Source organism: Lewinella sp. LCG006, from assembly GCF_040784935.1.
Classification (GTDB): Bacteria; Bacteroidota; Bacteroidia; order Chitinophagales; family Saprospiraceae; genus Lewinella.
Map to the genome: position 1 here is coordinate 2,125,488 of NZ_CP160680.1, position 24,412 is coordinate 2,149,899.

A 24,412-nucleotide genomic window follows, 5' to 3' on the forward strand; every position below is an offset into this window, starting at 1 on the left:
CAAAGGCTACTCCCGGTAGTCCAGCGGTGGTTCTCGATCACCGAGCAATGATTCGTACTTAAAATCTTTTCCCGTCCGTTGGGTGAGTTCTTGCTTGGCCTGCTCACACAAATCGGGATTTAGAAAAAGTTGCATAGCGGTGAGACTTATGGTTTTGGCCGCTACCAGCATCCCCTTGTGTCCAATACTGGTTCCCCCACAGGCAACGGCTTGCCACGAGTGTGCTGAAGTACCTGGCACCCAGGTAGCCGTGCGCAACCCCGTAGTCGGCGTTACCCAGCTCACATCGCCAACATCGGTAGAGGCGGGATAAACACTGGGTTCGGCCGTAAAAGGAGCGACTTCTATCGCTTGGGCCAGAGGTACTTCTGGTCGACCGAGCGTCTGCCAGATGCTATCAGCAAAGGCTTGTTCTTCTTTATTGTAGCTTACGCCTCCTACCCGCTGCAAGCTAGCGTACATGATTTCCGCCAGTGTTTTATTAGGCAACAAATTGTACGAACCGTGGATGATTTCATACTCCATCCTCGTTGCTGTCCCGATAGCGGCCCCTTCGGCAGCCTTGACCAAGCGCTGAAAAAGCTGTTTCACTTCGGCCCGGTCAGGATGCCGTACATAGTAAAACGCTTCTGCGAAAGCTGGCACCACATTTGGAGCTTCTCCTCCACGGGTAATGACATAGTGAATACGAGTCTTTTCACTTACGTGTTCACGCATCATGTTCACCATATAATTCATGGCCTCCACGCCATCTAGCGCAGAGCGTCCTCGTTCAGGTGCTGCCGCTGCGTGGGATGCTTTTCCATAAAAGCGAAATTTAGCCGACATATTGGCCAAGGTCGACCCAGGGTCTGCACTGTTGCCATCGCCGGGATGCCAGTGTAATACTGCATCAACATCCGCAAAAAGGCCTGCACGGGTCATGTACACTTTTCCTGCACCTCCCTCTTCTGCTGGGGTACCATAAAAGCGGATGGTGCCCGCCTGACCACTATCTTTCAGCCAATCTTTCACCGCGATAGCCGCAGCTACAGAAGCGGTACCAAATAGATGATGCCCGCAAGCATGCCCGTTGGGAGCATTTTCCCGCGCCAATGGATAAGGCACAGCTGCTTGGGAAACGCCGGGCAAGGCATCAAATTCACCCAAAACACCAATGACCGGAGAACCACTACCATAGCTGGCAACAAATGCGGTAGGGATATCCGCAACCCCTTGTTCTATCTTAAATCCAGCTTTTGCGAGCTCCTCCTGGAGCAAAGCACTGCTTTTTTCTTCCTGATAACCCAGTTCAGCCCAAGTCCATATTTGTTGAGCAACAGCATTATAGTGAGGAGCCTTTTCTTCCAGTTGACGCAACAACTGTTGTTCGGAGGGAGAAAAATTGGTCTGAGCGAATCCCACTACCGTGGAATAAAACATCAAGAAAAGGAGAGGTGGCCAGAATGATTGCATATCTTTTTCATCTAAAGATAAGCGATATATTTTATCCCTATGCCCGCTGCTTCCCTTTGAAAAAGTACAGGAAACCAAAGGCTACCGCTACGCCAAACCAAGTAGGCAACAACCAAATTTGCGTCCAATTATGAGAATGATCGGCCAAGGTATGCGCACTCACTGTTTGTCCGGCAATGGTAGAGCCAATAAAGACCCCAATGCCTAAAGTCAGCAAGGAGTAGAAGCCCTGCCCGGTGCCTCGCAGATGGACAGGCACTCGTGTATCTAAATATATTTGCGCTGATAGCATCGAAAAAATATAGGCAAGCCCATGCATGCCCACTCCCAGCATCAGCCACGCTTCAGAATGCAGCTGAATACCGATAATGAAACACCCGTAACGTAGCCCCCAGGTAAGCAAGCCCACAAAAATGATGTACTTCAATCGCCAGCGTAAAAAAAACCACGGGAGCGTAAGCATAAAAATAGCCTCGGTGATCTGTCCTAGCGCCATTTTCCCAGCGGCATTGGTCACCCCAAATTCGTTCAAAAATGAATTGACGAAACTGTAATAATAGGAAGAAGGAATACAAATGAGCGCGATAGCAACGATCATCACCACCAAAGAACGATCCTTAAACAAAGCCTGCATTTCAGGACCGCGTAGGCTTTGCCAGAGATTTTCTTTCCTCTTCTGCGGAGGTGTCGACGGCAACGTCAAAGCATATAGCCCTTGTAATACCGAGCACGTAGCCGCAATCTGAAAGGGCAATACCTGGTCTTCTACTTTCAGCCAGCTGATCAACAAGCCTACCAGGATCCAGGAAATCGTACCCCACACCCTGATCCGGGGAAAATCACGTTTGGTATCTTCAATATGATGAAAACATAGGGCATTGGACAAGCTAAACGTAGGTAAAAAACAAAGTACGTAAAGCAGGATCAACGGGTAGAACCAGGCAAACTCCTTCATTTGTGCTACTAAAAACAGTAAGCCACCACCCAAAAAATGAAGTAAAGCCAGGATTTTTTCGGTAGAAAAAAAGCGATCCGCTAAAATACCCAAAAGGAAGGGAGAGATCGTGGCGGCGATAGCCGTAGTACCATAAACCATCCCTACTTCCAGGCCACTAAACCCCAAGGTACCTTGTAGATAAGTGCCCGCTGTTACGAACCAGCTACCCCAGATAAAGAATTGCAGGAACTGTAATACGGAAAGTCGGAAATGGAGGTACGGAATCATCCGCGAAATTACAAAGGATTTCCACAAACTTAACATCTGTGGAAATCCATTTTATCCGTTCGATCTATGGCCTATCACGTTTAGCTGGATAGAACACGGATTTGACAGGATTTAACGGATCTACACGGTTCTCTTTTTTAAAAAAATCTGCGTAAATCCGTCTGATCCGTTCCATCCGCGTTCTATCCTGATTTTAGCAGGCGCTCACTATTCTGGTGACTTTGCCCGCCGATACGGAATAACTTACCAGCCCGGAATCAAGTTCAGGCCAAATACTCCACGGGTGTTTTTTACTAATGGAACCGCATAATAAGGCTCCAAGACCAATGCCCCAAAAAGGTTGATCCTCAAAGATGCTCCCGCCGTAAAAATAGGCTTGACCTGAGGATAAGCTACAAAAGGATTACCCGTATCTGGGTTAATCAAGGGCTCTCCGTTTCGATCAAGCGTATAGATAGGGCCACTAAGTTGCTCATTCTGGGTCCAGGCAATACCTCCGTCTACGAAGAGATTAAAATCCGAGAACAGGGCTTTTGATTTGATCAGTGCCAACTGCTCTGGCCCCGTGAACGGTAAGCGTACCTCGAAACTGGAAACAAGAATTTTAGAACCCGTCAGTTCGTCAAAATTACGTCCAGAGCCTAAGAAAATCTCTTGTCCTGCGGCTGTGTTCAAACCGCGGATGAACCAGGGGAAACCCAAATACTGCGGGAAGAGTTGGTCACTATTTCCTCCATAACGACCAAAGTGGGTGGCCCGAAAAGCAAAGCTAACCGGCCGCACAAATTCGTACTTACGAAAATCTACCGTCGCAGAAGTGAAGTTAAATTCATCAAAATACTTCCCTAAAGCGACACGATAACGGTGCCCGTTGAGGGGAGCCGCCATGCCAAAAGAAGAATTATCGCTTACCCAAGCTGCTTCCAGTTGCCCGATTTGAAAACCAGGAATACTTTCAATTTTGTTACGATCTTGCCCGACTAAGAAGAAAGTGTTGGGTTGGTAATAGAAATCCCGTCGATCTAGCCGTCCAGAGTAGAGGGCGTAGCTGGCGTTCAATTCTACGCGCATCGTACTGGAAAGCGGAAGTTGACCAAATACACCGAGTTGTTCCTGGAAGATTCGGGTTTCAAACAACGATTGACGATCTACCAGCGAAAAGGGTTCACCATTATCATCGAAAAGAGTGTCCCGCAATTCTATCTCACTTCCATTAAAACTACGGAAAGGTTGGTGAGAAAGGGAAACGCCCCAATTGATACGGTTTTTGCGGTTGATATAAGCCACCACACCACCAACATCTATCAGCTCACCATTCATCGCTATACTGGTAAAGAATTGGTTGTTGCCCAGGATATCACTAAACATCAAATCTACGCCTCCAGCTACACCAGTGGTCGTCCCAAAAGTCTGATTGCTACCGATACCTACGCCGCCACCGCCACCGATGTAGTCTAGCTTAAATTTAGACTTATATGCTGCCGATTGTAAAGAAAGGGTGTCACTTATATCATTGCCCGCAGTATTGACCGCCAATAGCGGATCGACAATGCTTGGTGCACGTTTATTTACGCGCGGTAAAGTAGCAGCGGCCATATCTACCTCCGTAGGATTTACCACCTTGGTCAACAAATCCTCTGCTTCAGCTTGGTAAATACGGTAGCCTTGCGAACTAAAGTAGGTATACACCAGCCGGTTTTGTTTCCTATCAATACTGAAAGCAGGTGAAAAGTGGGTGATTCCACTCACACCCGTGAGCAAATCTGTCAACTGCACCATTTGTCCGCTTGCTTTCTCGAAGCGGTATAAATTGCGGTAACCGTCACGGTTAGAAAGGAAGACAATATTCCCGTTGGCATCTTCCTCTGGATTCAGGTTGTCAGCCCCAGGGAAGAAAGGATAGTTGGTGACCACACCCGATGCGACATCCAGCTCCGCAATATTGAAGTGATACTTGCCATAAGTGCGGTTTTCCTCCTGCATACTGGTTGCATCAGTAGCAAAATAAAGGCGTCGTCCATCTTCTGACCAGCTAGCGTGTAACTCCGAAGAAGGATTATCCGTCAGTTGGGTCACCTTTTTGGTACGAATATCAAAAGCGTACAAGTCGATCTGGCCATTTACCAGCCCCGTTACAACGATGGTTCGGCGATCTGGCGACCAGGCAGGATTACTGAAGGCAGGCACCCCCGGAATAGGCTCCTCAAAAGTTGTCTTACCCGTTTCGGCGTCACTAATAATAAGGATATTGTCACCCTTTGCCACTCCTACGTAGGCAAACTCCTGACTATTAGGTGACCAGGTGCCGGAAGATTCGATGTAGTTAAAATCATCAATATGGCCACTGCGGGTACTGCTAGCGACTTTGCGAATGATTTTTCCAGTCCGAGCTTCTGCTAAGAACAGGTCGATCCCGAAAACGTCTTTCTCAGAGAGGAAAATTACGTAGCGACCATTAGGGCTAATTTCCGGGGCAATATTCAAGCGGCCACCATTTTTATTATCCTTACTTATAAGCTCTTTCCCAGGAAACTGCTCTGTACGGCCATCAATCATTTTTTGATAATGATCAACGATACTGTTTTTCCACAACTTAGAAAGATCTTCGCTGGTCAGGCCGAGCACCCGCTTGGAGGCAATGTCAAAACCGTACTTGGCGGTCTCTTGAAAAAACGGCGCAATGACATCATCACCCTTAAGGCCCGTAACGAATACCCAAAACATTTGTCCATAACGATAAGGAAAATATTTGGGGTTGTTGAGTTGCTTAAGGGTCGGGAAATCATCGTGCAAAACAGCGTCACGCATCCACATGGCAGTATGTGCATCTACTGATCCGATCGATAAATACTCTGCCAATCCTTCTACCATCCAAAGTGGGAGATTACCCAGATTTCGCAGGCTTGTGGAATCACCATTGAGGATCATGTTGTACTGAAAAGCGTGTACCATCTCGTGTCCCAAAACATGGTGCGTCTGCTGATTCGACATCGCGATGGGCATGATGACCCGGTTTTTGAAAGCCTCCGTCACCCCTCCAGTACCTACACCGATGCTACCGCCAATGGCATTGGTTTGTTGGAAATCGGCATGGTTGGCATAGAGGATAAATGGGTTGCGTTCTTTGATCGTATCGTGCAGAATCGCCTGGTGTTGTCCGTACCATTCTTCTGCTTGGGCAACAAAGTGCTGGATATAAGCATCATTGTCCAAGTAGTGATACAACTCGAAATGAGGAGACTGCACAACTTTGAAATCAAAGTTTTCGTAGTTTGGTTTATTACGACCGAAGTATTGGGCTTCGGCTTTTGGTAAGGCAATGAAGAGTGCCAGAACCATTGTGATTATCGATAATCGCATGTGAGGCAAATTTTTTATTTGGTTCAAAAGGGATAATAAGTTCAATCAAGCATTAATAAAACGCCAGACGTCATTACAAGATGTATCGGATGGGTACCCATTGCGTTAAACATTTCTTAAACTGAAGCCCAGTGCAAGCTAAGAGACATATCCCCTGTATTTATAAAACCATGATAATCAGTCAATAGTTGGCTCTTGTTGTTGTTGAAATATTAATTTTCTTCTATCTTTTACTGACTAAACAGCTATTGGAAGCGTTATTATCCAGAGCTTTGACGTCTCAATTGCGTAATACCTGAAAACAGCACCCACCAAATGGAGGAAATGCTGTATCTTATGGATAGTGTCAAAGTAAAAAGCTGAAAAGCCGAATGTTATGAAGTACCTAATTTTAAGTAGTTTGGTCATTTTTCTAGGAGCTAGCCTGACCGCTCAGGACAATGGTTATACCAGGGTCAATGATCAATACTATAAATATATGATTGATGATTGTGGTGACACCCTGATTGTGGCCAGTTTGGAAGGGGTATCTATCTCTTCGCTACGTGCCTTTGAAAACGATGATGATTATCGCCGCTACCGTCGCTATCGCCAGTACGCTATTAAGGTTTATCCCTACGCGGTACAAGCTATTCGTATTTTTCGAGAAACGGAATATGCTATGAATAACCTTTCCAAAAGGGAATCCAAGCGCTATATCCGTCGCCTACAGCGGGAGCTTAAAGATGAGTTTGCTGATCCACTCAAGAACTTAAGTAAGACCCAGGGCTTGATCCTGATCAAAATGATTGAGCGAGAGCTGGATACGCCGATGTATGATCTGATCAAAGACTTGCGTGGTGGCATCACCGCCTCTTACTGGAACACTATGGGCAAACTTTTTGGACATAATATCAAAGATGGTTACATCGATGGGGAAGATCGTATTCTGGACGCTGTATTAGACGACTTCAATGTCTCCTACGAAGTACCTGCGGGAGGTAACTAAGGGGTCGGCGAAGAATAAGTTATCCTTTTCAGGCGAGCCCTAAGCTCTACCCAGTGCTTTCCTCAACCAGTTTACTTCTGTTTTGTAAAGAATGCCGAGTAAGAGGAACAGGATAATGCTGTTAGCGATTAAGCGGTAAGCCATTTGATCAGGCACCAATTCTGCTGCTAACAGGGTGAGCCCCCATCCTCCCAGTGCCATCAATAAATAATAGACCATTCGCCCCAATTTGTAATCCACCGGCCAAAGCTTACGAGTAAGCCAATAACCAGCCACCGTCATGGTGAAAAAGCAGATCAAGCTGGCCCAAGCGGGTGCATAGATGTTCATACTGGGGATAAAGATAATATTAAAGACCAAGGTTATAATCGTCCCTAGAAGCGCAATATAGCCCGCCCAGCGGGTTTGGTCGGTAAGTTTATAACCAATTGAAAAGTTATAGAACAGACCTAAAAAGAAGTTGGCAACCAGCAGGATGGGCAATATCCCTAAACCTTCCCGGTAATCTTCCCCTAAAAAAATCTGAATCAACTCCAGGTAAAACATGATTCCGATGAAGGCCAGGCTCCCTACCAAGGCAAAGGCCCGCGCAACATCTGCATAGATGATTTTGTCTTGAGAAACTGCCGATTGCCTGAAAAAGAAAGGTTCGGCAGCATAATTAAAAGCCTGTACAAAAAGGTTCATCAATACTGCCAGCTTAGCCGCAGCACCATACAATCCACCCAAATCAAGATTTTCTAAAGTACTCCCCCCAGCAAAGTTTTTCAACAATGTCGGTCCTGCCAATTGATTGACAATCCCAGCAACAGCGGCAATTACCAAAGGCAAGGCATAGTTGAGCATACTGCGCCACAAGTCGGTAGCAAAACGCCAGACCAAATCACGATACAATGGTGCCAGCCACAAAAGACTTGCTCCACTGGCCAGTAAGTTGGACCAAAAAACGTAGGCGATCCGATGCTCAGGATTATAAATGCTATTGACAACATCGTAACCATGCGCCAATAGCCAGGGACAGCCTTCTAAGAAAAAGAAAACCAGTAGTATGTTGAGTGCCAGCGCACCAAGCTTGATGGCCGCAAAACGCAAAGGCCGACTAGCCATCCGCAACTTAGCAAAAGGTATAGCTGCTAGGGCATCAAAGGCAATGATGAGGGTGAAAATACGCACATAATCGGCTCGACCTGGATACTTCAACCAGATGGCGATTTGTGGAGATAAATAGAACAACAATCCCGTTAGTGCTAGTGTAGTACCAATAATAGCCAACGAGGCCGTAGAAAAAACAGTATCCTGATCATATTTTTCATCCCCTGAATCCTTTCGGCTACGGCTGGCAAACCAAAAAAAAGCGGTTTCCATCCGGTAAGTAAATACGACCAAAAGTAGGGCTATCCAGAAATATAAATCATTGACAATGCCGTACTCTTCACGTAAGAACACCCGGGTTAAATAAGGGGTTAGTATGATCCAATTGACCACACGCCCAAGAATGCTACTCAGCCCGTAGATGGCGGTTTCACCCGCTAATTTTTTTAGTAATGCCATACGGCTCAAAGATAATGCTATTGCCATCTTGTGCGTTATTAATGTCTGTTTTCTGTTTACAGATAATTACTAGGGGCAAAAAACACCACTATAAATTCCCATAAGTCAGATATGAACACATTCAAAATTTAAGGGTAACTTTGTCCTTCCGCCATTAATACACATACTATGATTAATATCCAACTACTCAAATCAATCTGTCAGGCCCCTGGTGCTCCTGGTTTTGAACAACGTATTCGCGAACTCGTACTTAGGGAAGTAACCGATCTGGTAGATGAGGTTTCGGTAGATAACATGGGTAATGTCATTGCCATAAAGCGGGGACAAGCACGTAAAAAAGTGATGATTGCCGCCCACATGGACGAAATTGGCTTCATTGTTAATCATATCGACGAAGAAGGCTTCCTGCGTTTTCTGCCTTTAGGCGGATTTGATCCCAAGACTTTGACGTCTCAGCGGGTGATCGTTCACGGTCGTAAGGATGTCATTGGTGTTATGGGATCCAAGCCTATCCATTTGATGAAGCCGGAAGAACGTACCAAGCAAGTTCCATTGCAGGAATACTTCATTGACCTGGGGATGAGTAAGGAAGAGGTCCACAAAGTGGTGCGAGTAGGGGATCCTGTAACCCGTGAACGGGAACTGATCGAAATGGGAGATTGCGTCAACAGTAAATCTATCGACAACCGCGTTTCGGTTTTTATTTTATTGGAAACCCTGCGGGCCCTCAAAGACCAAAAGGTACCTTATGATATATATGGTGTCTTTACGGTACAGGAAGAAGTAGGGCTGCGGGGTGCTATTTCGGCAGCGCACCTGATTGATCCTGATTTCGGTTTTGGCCTTGACGTGACCATCGCTTTTGATGTACCCGGTGCCCAAGGACACGAAAAGGTTACCCAGTTGGGCAAAGGAGCAGCCATAAAAGTTTTGGATGGCACTGTCATCAGCGATTACCGCATGGTCAATTATCTTAAGAAGACGGCTACTCAAAATAATATCCCCTGGCAGGTGGAACTTCTGCCGGCAGGTGGAACGGATACCGCAGGCATTCAGCGGTATGGTAAAAAAGGCGCTATTGCCGGAGCCATCTCTATCCCGCTACGCAATATGCATCAGACCATCGAAATGGCCCACAAAGGTGATATTCAGCACTGTATTGAATTACTGACCCTGTCCATCAGCCGCCTTGATCAGTACAATTGGGATTTTTCTAATACCCATGACGATGGGAGCTCACTTGCAACTCAACAAGAAGAAGACAGTTTCTTTTAGTTAGACTTTCTGCAAAAGCCTGTAATGAGTCTCGCATTGCTTCGCCCTCTGAGTTTAATGGGTAGGGAGATCGTGAACGATTAGGAATCAATTCCTAATGACAATATAATTGTGTACTGTTCCTTAGGTGTAAATATTTTTTTAAAAAAAATATTTACCACAACTTACTGATATTCATTTCCTTATAACCCGTATTATTGTTTTTCGAATAAAATAATAATAAACGAGGGAACTAAAAGACAATAAGCTTTGGTTAGTGATGGCGTGTACGCACGGAAACGCTCCGGCAGGAACGTGTTGCACACATAACTTTAAAAATCTATTTTTATGGTTCTGATGGCTAACAACGACGTAAGACAACGGGTCTTTGAGCGCGAGTTTCTTCCAGAGCTCGGCGCCTTGTACGGATTTGCCTACCACCTCACCTACGACGAGGCGGCAGCAGAGGATCTTGTGCAGGATACGATCGAGCGTGCCATCAAAGCCATCGATCAGTACCGGCAAGGTACCAACGCCAAGGCATGGTTATTTAAAATCATGCGTAATCATTTCATCAATGGCTACCGCAAAAAGTCGCGGCGTCCAAACATGGTTGATTACGAAGATGTGGCTGCGATCATCCCAGATACGGATACGCAGAGCATCCCTTCCTTGATGGATTGGAATGACGAGAGCCTCCAAAACGTGGTAGGCGATGAACTCTCAGCAGCAATGGACCGACTATCTGAGGATTTTCGGACGGTAATTGTGTTGAGTGATCTGCAAGACTTCAAATATGAAGAAATAGCAGAAATCCTCGGAGTTCCTATCGGAACGGTTCGTTCACGACTGTTTCGGGCTCGAAACTTGCTGGCTAAAGATTTGCAGGATTATGCCGCTGAAAACGGCTTTACTAATAATCGTAACCAAGATTCATAACCTTGCCTTGTGCAGGTTGAGCCTTACCTGAGAAGAACGTTTTCTTTTTACCCGCTTTCTATTGTTAACTTCCAAAATGATTATCCTGCGGGTTAAAAGGAAGCGTTCTTCATCGGGGAAACAACAAAGATCATGATGACGAATTCGTTCTCAACACAAAATTCAATTTACGCTGTCGCCCAACCGTCCCGTTGGACCACAGCGTTTTTTGTGTCTGGTACTTATCGATCATGGTTCTGTTGTTTTTCAGGAATTCACCAGCATGGGCGAAGAAATTTTACAGCCATGAGAGATCAGAATTTTCAAGAACTGATGAGCAAGTTCGGCAATCGAAATTTGCTAGATGATGGCCCCAGTAGCGTCAGTGAAACCCAACCTTATCACACCGTTGGCGAAGCGAAACCTAGTATAGAAGAACAGTTAGATAGTCAGTTAGCCTTTAAGCAGTTTTTAAAACGTAGCCTCCCTAATATTAAACCTTCCTCCGAGTTCATCCAGTCGATTAAAGACCGCATCAAAATTATTGATGCCCCTGAGAACTCGCTCTAGTTTTTATTTTTTTCTTTAATTTACTTGTTGACTATTACTACATCAGTAATAGCTAAAACGATATCATGCATTAGCTACTGACTACGCTTGATCGTTAGTAGTCAGTAGCTAATATCATTCCTTCTTTGACATGCTTTGCCAGAGAATAACACCCTTGATGTGCCTTATCTCACACCATTTATATTTTTCTTCTTTTTGATGATCCTCCTTTGACGCTGCCAGAGCGAGCAAAAATGATGCGGTTCCACCCTCGTAGATTACAGCATTAGAAGACCTCTTCATCTTCTAACGAAACATATCTTCATCCAGTAGATCGTCTTCCAGCGTCTGCTGATCTTTTTGTGCATATTTTGGCATCTGTTGATAGGCGATGTAGGCACAGATTGCACCAACGATAATACCCACAAAATTTAACGCCATCTCCGACAAGTTTTCTATACTTTTTCCCATCATATCGTAGACCAAAGCCAGAATTATCCCTGCTACGAACTGTGTAAGAAAGTAAGCAGCAAAGCCGATTGCTCCCCACAAAAATTTATTGAGCCCTAGCTCGCCTGCCTTATTTGCAAAGGCGATGATAATAGCGATAATAATAATCATGGTAGTAATAAGTATTTTATCTTCACAAACGACTCGGTCGATACGTTAACAAAAGTAAAAAAACTTGTTGGGCTACGCGCAGCAATCTATTTTTACAAAAATTATCTCCCTGCTTATGCATTTTCTACGTCTACTTGCACTGGTTGGTTTGGTTATCTTCGGTATCGCTTGTAATACCGACAACGATAATCATTCACCAGTAACAGCATCTCCAACCGAGGAACCCCATTCACGTGCTGTCGATACTTTCGACTTGGATGGATTTACGGCGAATTATGAAAATACCAACCGTCTTGATTGGCAGCGCCCCAACCTCATTATTGGCCTTCTGGGGAAAGGCGATCTCTCCAATAAAGTAGTCGCAGATATTGGTACCGGAAATGGTTTCTTTGCCAAAAGAATTACGCCGCTGGCAAAAAAGGTAATTGCGCTGGATATTGATCAAACGTTTCTAAGCTACGTAGATAGTACCAGTATGGTGGAATTATCGAAGGAAGAAAGAACGCGCCTGGAAACCCGGCTGACGCCACCTGATTCTCCAAACTTAAATCCTCAAGAGGTAGATGCCGTATTGATTGTTAATACCTTCATGTACATCAAGAATAAGCTGGAGTACCTGGAAAAATTGAAACCAAAGTTCAAGGAAGGCGGACGCTTGGTTATCGTTGATTTTAAGCGCAAGCGAACCCCTATTGGACCACGGCCCTACGAACACCGTGCGCCACTTTACGTCGTAGAAGATCTACTTTACGAAGCTGGTTACAAAAACATCCAGGCCATTGATACCGAGTTGAACTACCAGTACATCCTGGTAGCAGACCTGTAGTCAAGAATAAGTCTAAATAAACTTACCATTAAGCCAACCGAATCGAGGTACAGGTGTTACCTTTGTATTATTATTGTAAAGCAAAGTAACCATGGAGAATACCACCGCCACTAAAAGTCCGGTGCTTTTATACACGGAACAAACCCCGAACCCTGAATCATTGAAGTTTGTCACCAACCGGATGTTGTACCGGGGCACTGCCGACTTCAGAGAAGAAGACCTCGCTCGTGAATGGTCTCCACTAGGGACTGCTTTGTTTGATCTTCCCTACGTCAAGGGCGTTTACATCTCTAATAACTTTGTTACAGTTACCAAGGAGTTCAACTACGCCTGGGAAGACATCATGCTCAAACTCAAAGAGTTTATCAAGGCTTACGTACAGGAAGACAAGATGATCATCAAAGATGGCTTTACGGAAGCTATGGATGCCATTGAAGCCGAGCGTGGTGCGAGCTATGAGTACAGTGATGACGATGCTGAGATTGTGACAAAAATCAAGGAACTCATTGATACGTACGTGAAACCAGCCGTAGAAATGGATGGTGGAAACATTGAGTTCAAGCACTTCAAGGAAGGCGTCGTAACCGTGATCTTGCAAGGTTCTTGTAGTGGCTGTCCTAGTTCTACTGTTACCCTAAAGTCAGGTATTGAAGGTATGCTCAAGCGGATGTTGCCTCAGGTAAAAGAGGTTGTTTCAGAAATGGGCTAACCCTGTTTTCGGGCTTTTTCCAATTCTTTTTCCATTGCTGTCACCATTGATTTTGACAGTAATTTACCGGTTTCCCGAAAATTGTCCCAGTCTTCGGAGGGAGGCTCTATACCTTGTTCTATCTGTTTATACAGTCTGTTGAACCACCCAAAATACCTCATGAATGGCTCTTCATCTTCCAGGAGTATATTGATGTCGGTCGGGTCTACATTCTGGTAAGACTCGTCTTGGGCATACTGCCCCATTATCCGTAAGGTAGCCAACTCTACCTGTTGCGCTTTACCGGGGCGTGTAAGGCGTTGGTAGCGTTTCCGATCCGTAAAGAAGGCCCCTGTTTTACTGGGAATGGTAGTGGCCAGAAACAGCATCAACGAAACCAGGCCTCCCGAGAAAATAATGGTATTCCACGGAGCTCCTAAAAAAGCAGAAAGACTAACAAGGATAATACCTCCTAGCAGGGAGGTTAATGGCCCCGCAATAAGGATACGGGCAATTTTTTGTGCATTCGCTGGATCATTATTAATGGGTGTAGTTGCTGCTATTCCACCGTAGTGTCCGAGATTGGTATTAAGGTACCATTTCACTTTTTCTTCTTCTCGCTTGACTCCTAGAGGTCCAAATACGAAAAGTGCAAACCTAAACCCTTGCGCTAATCCTGTTATTAAATGGCCTAGCTCGTGAAGCCCTAACATTAGAAAGGCCATGATTAAGATTCCTGCAAATGTCAGGGTCTTTTCGGAAGAAGACTCCGGTTTAGGAAAATCAAAAGCAGGAATTTTCTCAATGAGATAAAAGGAAAGAGCTACTAATAATACTAGGGCAAGGAGCTCCAAAAAACTACTTAAACGGTTATTATTTTTTACCACAGCAACTATTTTGATTTAAAAATAAATATTTTTTACTAATTGTTGTATATTCGTCATCTCATAGGAATATACTTTTTATATCAGCGGTTATTTTTGAGCAAAGTCTTCCATCAATCAGCGGTTATCTCTCTTTCTTCCAAGAATTTATCCGACCTTGCTCTCAGACTTAATGACTACCAAGCATGTTGGTTAAAACTTTTGCCAGCGCTGTTGAAGGCGTTGATGCTCGTACTATTACCGTTGAAGTAAACACTGGCGGCAACGCAGCCTTTGATGGCAAACAATTCTACCATTTAGTAGGTCTACCGGACAACGCAGTGCGTGAAGGCATGATGCGGATGGAGCCTGCTTTAAAAAACAGTGGTTACGAAGTCATTCGTTTACGCACCATTGTCAATCTTGCTCCTGCGGATATTCGCAAGGAAGGGGCAGCTTACGATCTTCCTATCGCTTTGGCCTATCTGGCCGGTTCGCGACAAATTTTAGCGGATGACCTGGATAAATACGTCATCATGGGCGAGCTTTCCCTCGACGGTAGCTTACGCCCTATCAAAGGCGTCTTACCCATGGCGATCCAGGCACGTAAAGAAAAATTCAAGGGTCTTATTTTGCCTAAGGCTAACGCCCGCGAAGCCGCCATTGTGGATGATATTAAAGTTTACGGCGTCAATAATTTGGCGGAAGCCGCCGCTTTTTTGGATGGTACGCTTCAGCTAAGCCCCACTTTCGTGGAAACACGCGACGAATTTGCGGCCAATGAGGGCAACTACGATGTAGACTTCTCGGATGTCAAAGGGCAGGAAAACATCAAACGGGCCCTGGAAATTTCGGCAGCCGGAGGCCATAATGTGATCCTGATTGGCCCGCCAGGTGCAGGCAAGACCATGCTAGCGCGGCGTTTGCCCACCATTCTTCCGCCATTAGATTTGCGGGAAGCTCTAGAAACGACCAAAATTCATTCTGTTGCTGGCGTACTTCCTGCGGGGTCGGCGTTGGTCACGCAACGGCCTTTTCGTTCCCCCCACCACACCATCAGTGATGTTGCATTGGTAGGAGGAGGTTCAAACCCCAGTCCGGGAGAAATCAGTTTGGCCCATAATGGTGTCCTCTTCCTCGACGAACTCCCCGAGTTTAAGCGCACCGTCCTTGAAGTGATGCGGCAACCGATGGAAGAACGACGTGTGACCATCTCTCGTGCCAGGGTGACCGTTGACTACCCTGCCAGTTTTATGCTGGTAGCTTCGATGAACCCCTGCCCCTGCGGCTATTTCAATCATCCCGAGAAAGAATGTGTTTGTGGACCAGCAGTGGTCCAACGTTACCTCAATAAAATTAGTGGCCCACTGCTGGATCGGATCGACTTGCATGTAGAAGTTACGCCGGTTTCTTATGATGAGCTTTCTAGCAATGAACGCCCTAGTGTAAAAAGCAAAGATATTCGTGAGCGCGTTATTGAGGCCAGAAAAGTACAAACAGAGCGTTACGCAGCGCTGCCCAAAATTCACTCCAACGCACACATGCCGAGCCGGATGGTGAGAGAAGTTTGCCAGATTAGTCAGCCGGGTACGCTTTTAATCAAAAAAGCAATGGAGCGACTACAGCTCTCCGCTCGCGCCTATGACCGCATCCTGAAAGTTGCACGAACAATTGCTGACTTAGGTGGTAGCCCTGACATAAAAATTGAACACCTGGCCGAAGCCATCCATTTCCGTAGCTTGGATCGAGAAGGGTGGATGGAGTAAGGGTTAACTAGATGCTTGGTTTATTGATCTTTGATGGTTCTATAAATAGAACACTACCCAGGCAAAAGACAAGCTTATAAATATAACTTAACTAAGATGCAAATTATCTCCTACAACGTCAATGGAATTCGCGCTGCAGCGCAGAAGGGGCTCGCCGAGTGGCTTGCCGAAAACAATTTTGATATCGTCTGTTTACAGGAATCTAAGGCTACGCCCGATCAGGTAGACATGAGTGATTTCGAAAAGCTCGGTTATCATCATTTCTGGCATTCTGCTGAGAAGAAAGGATATAGCGGTGTCGTTACCCTCTGCAAAGAAAAGCCTACGCTTGTAAAAGAAGGATGTGGCTTGGAAAAATACGATCAGGAAGGTCGTATCCTCCGGACCGACTTTGGTGATTGGACCTTACTAAACTGCTATTTCCCTTCGGGAACTACTGGCGATTCGCGGCAGGATTTTAAGATGGAATTCCTCGCTGATTTTCAAATCTGGATTGATGAATTGCGCAAGGAGCGCCCCCAATTGATCATTGTTGGTGATTACAACATAGCTAATCATCCCATCGATATTCATAACCCGATCAGCAACAAAAAATCGTCTGGTTTTTTACCCGATGAGCGGGCTTGGTTGACTTCCTGGTTTGAAAATGGCTTCACGGATGCTTTTCGAGCATTGCATCCCGAAGCAGAAGAATATAGCTGGTGGAGTTACCGTGCCAATGCTCGCGCCAATAATAAAGGCTGGCGGATTGATTACCAATCCATTTCTAACAATCTTGCTGATAGAATCAAAGCAGCCCATCACCTTGCTGATGCCAAACACAGTGATCATTGTCCGGTATTGGTAGAAATTGATTTGTGATGGGAGGGTTGGCTAGGATTCATGGGATGGTGGGATTATCGGATTTTCATATCGGATGAGTGAATAACACATGATAAGCGATTTGAAGTCTAAGGTTATTGTTGGTACTGTTAGCACAAGTTATAGTGCAGAGCTTTATATAAGCCCAGCCATCTCGAAAACAAAAAAAAACGCGTATCTAAAAAAAATCCTACAAATCTTAAAATCCCATGAATCCCAGTCCAGACTAGGATTCATGAGATGGTTGGATTTTGGGATTATTAATCTGAAAACGATGAAAAAAGAAATCAAAGACGATTTGACTTATAAGATTATTGGCTGTGCGATGAAAGTACACGGAGCTCTAGGTAACGGCTTTCAAGAAGTTATTTACCAACGGGCACTAGCAATCGAGATGGGGAAACAAGGCTTGAACTTTGCCCGGGAAATGGAGATGAGCATTTTTTACGAAGGCATCCAAATAGGAATACGGAGGGTCGATTTCTTCGTTGAAGACAGAATTATGTTAGAATTAAAGGCTGTTATTAATTTAGAAGATGCTCACCTTTCGCAAGCAATGAATTACTGTGAAGCTTATAATATACCGGTTGGTCTATTGATTAACTTTGGTAGTAGAAGCCTCCAATACAAAAGGGTATACAACCTTAACCACCCCGAAAATAAAAAACCGCGTACCTGAAAAAATCCTACAAATCTCACCATCCCAACAATCACAGTCCAGACTAGGATTCATGAGATGATGGGATTTTGGGATTATTATACAGGATAGGTGAATAACAGATCACAAGCGATTTGAGCTCTAAGGTCATGTTGGTACTATTAAAGCACACGCTACGCTGGAGAGTCGTATATAAGCTCAGTCATCTCGAAAATAAAGAAACCGCGTATCTAAAGCAATCCTACAAATCCTATAATCCCAACAATCACAGTCCAGACTAGGATAATTTCTCCCTTAGTACCTCTGCTGCGGCCGTAAGTACCTCTTCTGTTTTCGCGAAACAAATCCTTACAACCCGCTCTTCACTTTCTACAGAGCGGAAAGCAGAAACGGGTATGACCGCTACACCGACCTCCGTCGTCAGCCAGCGAGCAAAATCTAGATCTGGCGCATGGGATATTTGGCGGTAATCAAAAAGCTGAAAATAGGTGCCGGAACAAGGCAGTGGTCGCAATGGCAGTCCTTCCAATTTTTTGAGTAAAAAGTCTCGCTTCTGTTGATAAAAGAAGCTCAAATCTCTATAAGTAGAAGGATCTTCTAAGAAATCTGCCAAAGCATACTGCACTGGTGTATTAACTGAGAATACATTGAATTGATGAATCTTTCTAAACTCCTTTGTCAGGTAATCTGGCGCCAAACAATAGCCGACCTTCCAGCCAGTTGAGTGGAAAGTTTTACCAAAAGAATAGGTAGCAAATCCCCGTTCATATAATGCGGGAAAATCAAGCAAGCTATAATGCCTTTGATTATCATACACCAGCTGTTCATACACTTCATCGCTGAGAACGAAAATGTCTGTGCCAGATAGTAACTGCTCCAGTTGTTCCCAATCCTTCTTTTGCCAAATGGTACCCGTAGGATTATGTGGCGTGTTGAGAACAATGAGCCGGGTGCGGTCAGTGATGAGCCTTGCAAAGGCCTCCCAGTCGATGCCGTAATCTGGAAATTCCAACTGATAAGCAATCACTTTTCCACCAGATAACTCTACGACGGGGCGATAGCTATCGTAGGCTGGTTCAATAAGAATGACTTCATCTCCCGGGCGTACTACGGTTGTAATTGCACAATAGATGGCCTGGGTTGCACCAGAAGTAATCGTGATTTCATTTTCAAAATCAACAGTTTTACCTGAACTCTGCAGATGCTTTGCTGCTAGTATTTTCCTCAATTCTGGCAAGCCAGGCATTGGAGCATACTGATTGTGCCCACGCTCTAGATGAGTGTTCACCAAACGACGTAATTCAGCCGGTGGGTCATAGTTTGGAAACCCTTGTGATAAATTAATCGCTTGATGCTCTTTGGCTAAGGCTGACATCACCGAAAAGATACTCGTTCCTGTATGTGGTAATTTGGATGCAAAATTAGTGGTGGGCATAAATTGAAATTGATAAGTTTGGGTACAAGCTCTAATTACTACTTTCGGCAAGATAGAAAATAAGTGCTGGGCATCGCTTATATTTAAGCTGGGCGTTCGCCGAAAGTCCAGTTAATAGTGAAATCTTAATTTGCCAGCTATGAGCTCTATAAATTTTCCTGAATCTGTTTCTTTAGGTAGTGTATCTTTTGATGCGTATTCTAGTTTTATGACAGGGCCAGCCTTGGCTCCTCCCAGGATATTAGAATGTTTATACAGTGATTCCAGTAATTACTGGACGGAGCGTGGCTTTAATCCGCTTGAAGACAAACGATTTTCCAATGATGGGCCTCTTCGCTTTTCTGATTATTTGGGTATTCAAAAAGCGGCACAGCAAAGAATTCAACAGGGCAAGCGCTTACTCACACTCGGGGGGGATCATTCTATCAGTTATCCTTTGATGCGAGCTCATCGGGAAGTGTATCCCGACTTTGCCATTTTACAAATTGATGCTCACGGCGATTTGTACGATAATTTTATGGGTAACCCTCATTCCCACGCCTGCCCCTTTGCGCGTATCATGGAAGAAGGACTTTGTGACCGCCTGGTGCAGGTAGGTATCCGAACACTGAATCCGCATCAACGCCAGCAAGCCGATAAATTTGGGGTAGAGCAAATAGAAATGCGGCACTTCACTGAAAAAATAAAAGATCTGCACTTTAATCGCCCTCTTTACATCAGCCTGGACATGGACGGCATTGATCCTGCTTTTGCACCGGGTGTTTCCCACCATGAGCCTGGTGGTCTGAATGTACGAGAGGTACTCGATTTGCTGCACCGTATCAATGTGCCAATTATTGGTGCAGATATAGTAGAATACAACCCTCATCGCGATCCGGTAGGAATTACAGCAGCCTTAGCAGCTAAACTGGCGAAAGAAATCTTGGAACTAATGATGAATAATGCCTAAAAAGCGAAGGCTCTGCCGAAGCAGAGCCTTCCAAATAGATTCGCGTATTATGCATACATCTTAAAGTGAGAAAAGATTACTGTACCGCAAAGCGGACGGTCTGTTCTCCTTGTTCATCGCGCCAGCGTAGTAAGTAGGTCCCCCTGGCTAGTGTGCCTATTTCAATATTCTCCTGATAGCTAGACGATGCCAGTTCCAGTTGTTTTTCCTGTAATACTTGCCCCGTTATCGATAATATCTGCCAACTGGCATCGCCAGAACCAACCTGGTCGAGCTGAAGCTGAAATTGATCATTAACGACGGGATTAGGAGCTACTTGGATAGAGCGTTCGCTGTTATCGAGCAAATTTGCGGAACCCGGGCTTTGTGCTCCCCCTGTTTGACAGTCCGTCCCTTCATAAATCCGCACATTGCGGAACCAGGAATTGCCATCGCGCGTACCACCATCGTGATCGGTACTAAAAAAGAGCCGATCAGCCATGCCTACGTAAAATTCACCTACAGGAATCGTATAGGATTGCCAATCGACTCCAGTGTAGTTGTCATAGTTAGTGATGCCCCAGGTTTGGGTGCCGTGTACCTTGAAGGTATAGCCGTAAGAAATACTCTCGTTGTTGTCAAAACCAATACCATGAATTTCTCCCTGCCGGGTAGATTTGAAATCAAATGCAATGACTGTATTTCTCGTGATTTCGTAGCTCATGGCAATCGATTTCCAAGCGTTGTTCGCCATGTACAATGTTTGCCCATCATCCATTACAGAATATTGACCGATGTCTTGATTTATCCCATAAGTATCTATGGTATAATCATTGAAATTAATCGACTGGCAATCATCATCCTGTTCTTCTTCAAACGGCAAGCAAAAGCTCACACTTTCTGTGCCAGGAAATTCTCCACCTTGCGCAATCACCTGTTGAGTGCCATCAAGCAGCGTGTAACTGCCATCGCCATAGGTACAGCAAATACCATCGTTGTAGGCATCATTGATCTGAAAGGTATAGCAAGCCGCTGGCAAACACAGCGTATCAATGAGCAATTGATTGGCAACGGTCTTAGGATAAGGCCCTCCCTGAGCCACCACTGCGCCCTGTGGGTTGGTTAGGGTCCAGGTAGTTTCCGGACTGTAAGTATCCAACTGTAGGCGAAGGAAGAGTTGTTCTTGATCGCAACTCGTTACTGGCGGATTACCGCCGCCATTGCCTGGACCTCCTCCAGTAGGACAAGCGCTCAAACAAGTAGCTGCTGCTACCCGGTTACGGATCAAATTGCCTGGCTGAACGCCAAAACCACGACTGAGGTTGATGCCTACCTGAGACAAATGACAGTAAGACATAATCGTACCGCCTCCCGTAGGCAAACCAGGGCTGGCGCAGCCTCCTTCGGTATAGCCCGGGCAACCATCAATGGCTGTGCTGTTGCCGTTCCATACGCAAGCGTGGGTATGCTGTGATCCTAGCAGGTGCCCCAACTCATGCGCTACGACCATTACCGACCAGGAATAAGTAGGCACCTGACTGAACGTGCTCCCAATCCCTGCGTAGCTCATTTTAGCTATCGTGTATGGGTGGCAAAGCCCATTGACTACCGCAATACCACCACTCGCCTGATAGGAGAGCAATTGGGCCAGGTCTCCATTAAAGCTGGTACGCTGATTTTGAAAATCCGTAAGCATCTGCCCACTACTGGTAGAGCTATACGGGCTCGGTGTATTCCAGACGAATACCTCCGAGATCGTCATATTGATCTGTTCATTGGCGTACAGTGTTGCTACTTGATTAAACAAAGCTTCAACGTACTGTACCGTCGCTTGGATGCTCCCCTTATCTTGATAAATATCAAAGTTAACCTCGAAATAGATTTGGACACAATCGCTGAGATTGCGGCTGTTATCTACCAATTCGGCCAACTCTTCCCGTAGGTAGCCTTCACCGGAATCTGGTGTTGAGCAGGAAAAAGTTTGCTCCTGAAAAACTTCCCGATCCTGATAAAAAACGTAATCATTGGTCGATGATCGCTCCACTCCAGGTGCAGCGGGTTGTCGACCAAGCACCCAGTTACCACCAATGGTGGCACTGCTGACAAGACCAATGACCTCACCTTCAAGCACACTGAATGCAACGATAGAATTTGGATCACCCGCTACAATCCCCTGATAGTGAACCGCCGATTTGACGGCGACCGGGGCGCGGGTAGCGCTTTCAATGACCACAGGAATAGTGCGGTCTACTTTTACGAGTTGTAGTAATATCTGTTCTTCCCCCTCTACCGGTAGTTCCAGACTCAATGTAGCGGGAGCTTCATGATGGAGTGCAGAACTAAGTTCTTCATCCATCTGTAAAATGTGAAATCGTTCAACTTCTCTAATCTCACTTGTTCGGTTCCTTTCTTTAGCAAATAACGGCGTTGATTCCTGGCTAGCAAAAACGGTTTGTAATGCTTGTACCCGCGCCGCAGGTGCAAGGGTAGAATTGTTGTTTTGGGCAAATAAAGTAGCTTGTGTGACTATGATAAATAGGCACAATAGTTGCATCACTTTCATCGTGATTCGTTAGTTTTTGGGTCCAAATCAATCCCTGTCTGTACGACCTTAGTATCCCCTAAGTACTATGCTAAAAAATAGCGTACGGCCTATCCAGTACAGGATCTTGATCCTGAAAATTAGTTAACAAGAGGGTTGGTTGTAAGTGTGCCACTTGTCTAGTTTATTCCTTGACAATTAACAACTTACAAAAGAGTGCTTGTCCTTCCGGCGCCAGACGGACAGGCAAACAGGTGGCCATAAACTGTAGGTACAGTTTAGTGGCCGCCAGGCCAAACTTGGTGGTGTACGCGAATCAACTGAGATACTCAACAAGCGGGATTACTTGCTGAATAAAAAAGACATGTTCAAAGGATAGGTTTGTAAAGGGTCACCTTTTAAAGAGGTGAATTTCATGGAGGGGAATTAACAGAGGCGAGCCTTGTCAGTTCTCCCGTTTTAAAGTCAAAATTATTAACGCGAAGATCAGTGAAAAATTTCCAGAAGTCCAGCTCACAGCAGGCCCGTTTATTGTACGGGGTCAGAATTGCAGGAAACGGCGACAATTAGGACTACTTTTTTTTCACTTTCGCACAATAAGTATAAATTCAACGTGGGAAAGTACTGTCAAAACAAATATCCCGGATCATGCTCAAGCCATGATCCGGGATACCCGAAATACGATTAGTTGTTGTTAAAAGGCCTCTTGTTTCTACTTCAAAACAATCAACTTTACGGATTGTGGGGCCTTCAATGCTCGGCTATTCAGCGTGAAATAATAGGTCCCATTTTGCACATCGCCCAAATCAACCGCCACTTTATGCTGGCCAGCACGGAATTGCTCCTGTGCTATATTTTTTACCAAAGCACCATTTTCGTCGCGCAGATCAATTCGCATGGTCATTGTTTCTGGTAATTCGAAGGTTAAAATCGTTGTGTTGGTTGTTGGGTTGGGGTAGGTACTTGCGGCAATGCGCTCAACAGCGGATGTTTCCACTACCTCATCTTCGTCATCCTGGTGAGGATCCTTTAGCAGAAAGTGGATTTTATGAGCCAGTTTGGCGTGTTCGGCATGTTCCTTATTTCCGTCTTCATGGTGAAGCCCTGATGCCTCTTGACGGCGCAAATCAGCAGGAATGTAGCGTTCCATAATTGCCTTTTGGGCTGCTCTCCATTCTTCTTGCTGAGGCTTTACTTCTTCGAACAGACGATTAATATCGGTATCGTACTTGTCCACCATTGCTTTTAAAGCAGCAAACTCTGCGGGGTGGTTTTCTTCTAGTCGGCGGAACTTATGACCATGGCCGTGATGTGGACGATCATGACCACGCTTTGCGCCATGATGTCCTTCTCCGGGTTTGCCTTGTTGGGCTTTGTGTTCGCGGTGTTCTTCTTTTGCCGCAGCTTTGGCAGCATTCAATGTTGCTCTGATAGCCGCGAGGCTTGCTTGGTCTTCCGAGCTAATGGCTTCCTCTAGCTTTAAGCGCTGCGCATGCATTACTGGCGCGATTTCGGTTTTCTTGTATTCGTGGAGTTCCGCCCGCATGGCTTTATGGTCTACTGATTCCATCAGTTCCCGGCGTTCCGCTCTTTGGGCAGCGTGCAGTTCTTTGAGGTGGGTTAATTGTTCTTCGGTAAGAATTTCGGCAACCTGCTCTTTTGTAGATTGGTGTATTTCACGAGCGGCAGCTCGCTTACCTTCATGATCCAGGTCAGTACGTTCGTGGAGGGCGGTCATTGCGGCTTTGGTTTCCTGCTGCAATTGCTCCAAGGAGGTAACCTGCTCTACAGTCAGGCCCAATTCGGTTTTCATTTCTGTGGTAAGTTCCAGGGTAGGCATCAGGTGCCCATGCTGTGCCAACAGATTACCTAGGGCTACAATCACCACTAGCAATGACAAAATGATTCGATTTCTCATGTTTTT

At 45.4% G+C, this 24,412-nt stretch carries 19 protein-coding genes; 10 read left to right on the forward strand and 9 right to left on the reverse strand.

The genetic code is table 11. The features are described 5' to 3' along the window. Positions 1–6 precede the first annotated feature (6 nt). From AB0L18_RS07295 to AB0L18_RS07305, 3 genes are all read right to left on the reverse strand, one after another. Positions 7–1,455, reverse strand: a complete 1,449-nt coding sequence (locus tag AB0L18_RS07295) for an amidohydrolase (RefSeq protein WP_367391929.1) — start codon at positions 1,453–1,455, stop codon at positions 7–9. Positions 1,456–1,492: 37 nt separating this feature from the next. Beyond that, a complete protein-coding gene (locus AB0L18_RS07300) occupies positions 1,493–2,716 on the reverse strand; it encodes an MFS transporter (protein WP_367391930.1) in 1,224 nt (407 codons plus the stop codon). Positions 2,717–2,923: 207 nt separating this feature from the next. Continuing rightward, positions 2,924–6,040, reverse strand: a complete 3,117-nt coding sequence (locus tag AB0L18_RS07305) for a hypothetical protein (RefSeq protein WP_367391931.1) — start codon at positions 6,038–6,040, stop codon at positions 2,924–2,926. 376 nt (positions 6,041–6,416) lie between these two features. On the opposite strand from AB0L18_RS07305, the gene AB0L18_RS07310 reads away from it, so the two are divergent. Further along, positions 6,417–7,028, forward strand: a complete 612-nt coding sequence (locus tag AB0L18_RS07310; RefSeq protein WP_367391932.1) for a DUF4294 domain-containing protein — start codon at positions 6,417–6,419, stop codon at positions 7,026–7,028. A 39-nt stretch (positions 7,029–7,067) separates the two neighbouring features. On the opposite strand, the gene AB0L18_RS07315 is transcribed toward AB0L18_RS07310, so the two are convergent. Next, positions 7,068–8,606, reverse strand: a complete 1,539-nt coding sequence (locus AB0L18_RS07315; protein ID WP_367391933.1) for a lipopolysaccharide biosynthesis protein — start codon at positions 8,604–8,606, stop codon at positions 7,068–7,070. Between the two features lie 141 nt (positions 8,607–8,747). On the opposite strand from AB0L18_RS07315, the gene AB0L18_RS07320 reads away from it, so the two are divergent. The 3 genes from AB0L18_RS07320 (at position 8,748) to AB0L18_RS07330 (ending at position 11,321) form a co-directional block, all read left to right on the forward strand. Continuing rightward, complete coding sequence (locus AB0L18_RS07320) at positions 8,748–9,854, forward strand: M42 family metallopeptidase (protein WP_367391934.1); 1,107 nt, start codon at positions 8,748–8,750, stop codon at positions 9,852–9,854. A 327-nt stretch (positions 9,855–10,181) separates the two neighbouring features. After that, a complete protein-coding gene (locus AB0L18_RS07325) occupies positions 10,182–10,772 on the forward strand; it encodes a sigma-70 family RNA polymerase sigma factor (RefSeq protein ID WP_367391935.1) in 591 nt (196 codons plus the stop codon). Positions 10,773–11,057: 285 nt separating this feature from the next. Further along, the gene (locus tag AB0L18_RS07330) at positions 11,058–11,321 is read left to right on the forward strand and encodes a hypothetical protein (RefSeq protein ID WP_367391936.1); all 264 of its coding nucleotides are present in this window, start codon (positions 11,058–11,060) and stop codon (positions 11,319–11,321) included. A gap of 285 nt (positions 11,322–11,606) precedes the next feature. On the opposite strand, the gene AB0L18_RS07335 is transcribed toward AB0L18_RS07330, so the two are convergent. Next, positions 11,607–11,921, reverse strand: coding sequence for a hypothetical protein (locus AB0L18_RS07335; protein ID WP_367391937.1), 315 nt, complete (start codon positions 11,919–11,921; stop codon positions 11,607–11,609). 115 nt (positions 11,922–12,036) lie between these two features. On the opposite strand from AB0L18_RS07335, the gene AB0L18_RS07340 reads away from it, so the two are divergent. Next, the gene (locus AB0L18_RS07340) at positions 12,037–12,747 is read left to right on the forward strand and encodes a class I SAM-dependent methyltransferase (protein ID WP_367391938.1); all 711 of its coding nucleotides are present in this window, start codon (positions 12,037–12,039) and stop codon (positions 12,745–12,747) included. Positions 12,748–12,838: 91 nt separating this feature from the next. Next, positions 12,839–13,456 carry a NifU family protein gene (locus AB0L18_RS07345; RefSeq protein WP_367391939.1) on the forward strand — a complete coding sequence of 206 codons (618 nt, stop codon included), beginning with the start codon at positions 12,839–12,841 and terminating at the stop codon, positions 13,454–13,456. Here AB0L18_RS07345 and AB0L18_RS07350 read toward each other — a convergent pair. Then, positions 13,453–14,160, reverse strand: coding sequence for a site-2 protease family protein (locus tag AB0L18_RS07350; RefSeq protein WP_367391940.1), 708 nt, complete (start codon positions 14,158–14,160; stop codon positions 13,453–13,455). The genes AB0L18_RS07345 and AB0L18_RS07350 overlap by 4 nt on opposite strands. A 344-nt stretch (positions 14,161–14,504) precedes the next feature. Between AB0L18_RS07350 and AB0L18_RS07355 the strand changes: the two genes are divergently transcribed. The 3 genes from AB0L18_RS07355 to AB0L18_RS07365 all read left to right on the forward strand — a co-directional run bounded on the left by AB0L18_RS07355 (position 14,505) and on the right by AB0L18_RS07365 (position 17,604). Beyond that, positions 14,505–16,064: a YifB family Mg chelatase-like AAA ATPase gene (locus tag AB0L18_RS07355; protein ID WP_367391941.1), complete on the forward strand. Its 1,560-nt coding sequence runs from the start codon at positions 14,505–14,507 to the stop codon at positions 16,062–16,064. A 96-nt stretch (positions 16,065–16,160) separates the two neighbouring features. Next, a complete protein-coding gene (locus AB0L18_RS07360; RefSeq protein ID WP_367391942.1) occupies positions 16,161–16,925 on the forward strand; it encodes an exodeoxyribonuclease III in 765 nt (254 codons plus the stop codon). 274 nt (positions 16,926–17,199) lie between these two features. Beyond that, the gene (locus AB0L18_RS07365) at positions 17,200–17,604 is read left to right on the forward strand and encodes a GxxExxY protein (RefSeq protein WP_367391943.1); all 405 of its coding nucleotides are present in this window, start codon (positions 17,200–17,202) and stop codon (positions 17,602–17,604) included. Between the two features lie 256 nt (positions 17,605–17,860). On the opposite strand, the gene AB0L18_RS07370 is transcribed toward AB0L18_RS07365, so the two are convergent. Beyond that, positions 17,861–19,018 carry a methionine aminotransferase gene (locus AB0L18_RS07370; RefSeq protein WP_367391944.1) on the reverse strand — a complete coding sequence of 386 codons (1,158 nt, stop codon included), beginning with the start codon at positions 19,016–19,018 and terminating at the stop codon, positions 17,861–17,863. Positions 19,019–19,157: 139 nt separating this feature from the next. Between AB0L18_RS07370 and speB the strand changes: the two genes are divergently transcribed. Beyond that, positions 19,158–19,967 carry an agmatinase gene (speB, locus tag AB0L18_RS07375; protein ID WP_367391945.1) on the forward strand — a complete coding sequence of 270 codons (810 nt, stop codon included), beginning with the start codon at positions 19,158–19,160 and terminating at the stop codon, positions 19,965–19,967. Positions 19,968–20,043: 76 nt separating this feature from the next. Here speB and AB0L18_RS07380 read toward each other — a convergent pair whose 3' ends face one another. Beyond that, the gene (locus AB0L18_RS07380) at positions 20,044–22,509 is read right to left on the reverse strand and encodes a M12 family metallo-peptidase (protein ID WP_367391946.1); all 2,466 of its coding nucleotides are present in this window, start codon (positions 22,507–22,509) and stop codon (positions 20,044–20,046) included. Between the two features lie 691 nt (positions 22,510–23,200). Then, a complete protein-coding gene (locus tag AB0L18_RS07385) occupies positions 23,201–24,406 on the reverse strand; it encodes a T9SS type A sorting domain-containing protein (RefSeq protein WP_367391947.1) in 1,206 nt (401 codons plus the stop codon). Between the last annotated feature and the right edge of the window lie 6 nt (positions 24,407–24,412).

What these genes read in the sequence shown, in the direction of transcription:
- AB0L18_RS07295 (WP_367391929.1), bottom strand. Translation starts at nt 1,455, where the DNA reads ATGCAATCATTCTGGCCACCTCTCCTTTTCTTGATGTTTTATTCCACG.
- AB0L18_RS07300 (WP_367391930.1), bottom strand. Translation starts at nt 2,716, where the DNA reads ATGTTAAGTTTGTGGAAATCCTTTGTAATTTCGCGGATGATTCCGTAC.
- AB0L18_RS07305 (WP_367391931.1), bottom strand. Translation starts at nt 6,040, where the DNA reads ATGCGATTATCGATAATCACAATGGTTCTGGCACTCTTCATTGCCTTA.
- AB0L18_RS07310 (WP_367391932.1), top strand. Translation starts at nt 6,417, where the DNA reads ATGAAGTACCTAATTTTAAGTAGTTTGGTCATTTTTCTAGGAGCTAGC.
- AB0L18_RS07315 (WP_367391933.1), bottom strand. Translation starts at nt 8,606, where the DNA reads ATGGCAATAGCATTATCTTTGAGCCGTATGGCATTACTAAAAAAATTA.
- AB0L18_RS07320 (WP_367391934.1), top strand. Translation starts at nt 8,748, where the DNA reads ATGATTAATATCCAACTACTCAAATCAATCTGTCAGGCCCCTGGTGCT.
- AB0L18_RS07325 (WP_367391935.1), top strand. Translation starts at nt 10,182, where the DNA reads ATGGTTCTGATGGCTAACAACGACGTAAGACAACGGGTCTTTGAGCGC.
- AB0L18_RS07330 (WP_367391936.1), top strand. Translation starts at nt 11,058, where the DNA reads ATGAGAGATCAGAATTTTCAAGAACTGATGAGCAAGTTCGGCAATCGA.
- AB0L18_RS07335 (WP_367391937.1), bottom strand. Translation starts at nt 11,921, where the DNA reads ATGATTATTATTATCGCTATTATCATCGCCTTTGCAAATAAGGCAGGC.
- AB0L18_RS07340 (WP_367391938.1), top strand. Translation starts at nt 12,037, where the DNA reads ATGCATTTTCTACGTCTACTTGCACTGGTTGGTTTGGTTATCTTCGGT.
- AB0L18_RS07345 (WP_367391939.1), top strand. Translation starts at nt 12,839, where the DNA reads ATGGAGAATACCACCGCCACTAAAAGTCCGGTGCTTTTATACACGGAA.
- AB0L18_RS07350 (WP_367391940.1), bottom strand. Translation starts at nt 14,160, where the DNA reads ATGGCCTTTCTAATGTTAGGGCTTCACGAGCTAGGCCATTTAATAACA.
- AB0L18_RS07355 (WP_367391941.1), top strand. Translation starts at nt 14,505, where the DNA reads ATGTTGGTTAAAACTTTTGCCAGCGCTGTTGAAGGCGTTGATGCTCGT.
- AB0L18_RS07360 (WP_367391942.1), top strand. Translation starts at nt 16,161, where the DNA reads ATGCAAATTATCTCCTACAACGTCAATGGAATTCGCGCTGCAGCGCAG.
- AB0L18_RS07365 (WP_367391943.1), top strand. Translation starts at nt 17,200, where the DNA reads ATGAAAAAAGAAATCAAAGACGATTTGACTTATAAGATTATTGGCTGT.
- AB0L18_RS07370 (WP_367391944.1), bottom strand. Translation starts at nt 19,018, where the DNA reads ATGCCCACCACTAATTTTGCATCCAAATTACCACATACAGGAACGAGT.
- speB (WP_367391945.1), top strand. Translation starts at nt 19,158, where the DNA reads ATGAGCTCTATAAATTTTCCTGAATCTGTTTCTTTAGGTAGTGTATCT.
- AB0L18_RS07380 (WP_367391946.1), bottom strand. Translation starts at nt 22,509, where the DNA reads ATGAAAGTGATGCAACTATTGTGCCTATTTATCATAGTCACACAAGCT.
- AB0L18_RS07385 (WP_367391947.1), bottom strand. Translation starts at nt 24,406, where the DNA reads ATGAGAAATCGAATCATTTTGTCATTGCTAGTGGTGATTGTAGCCCTA.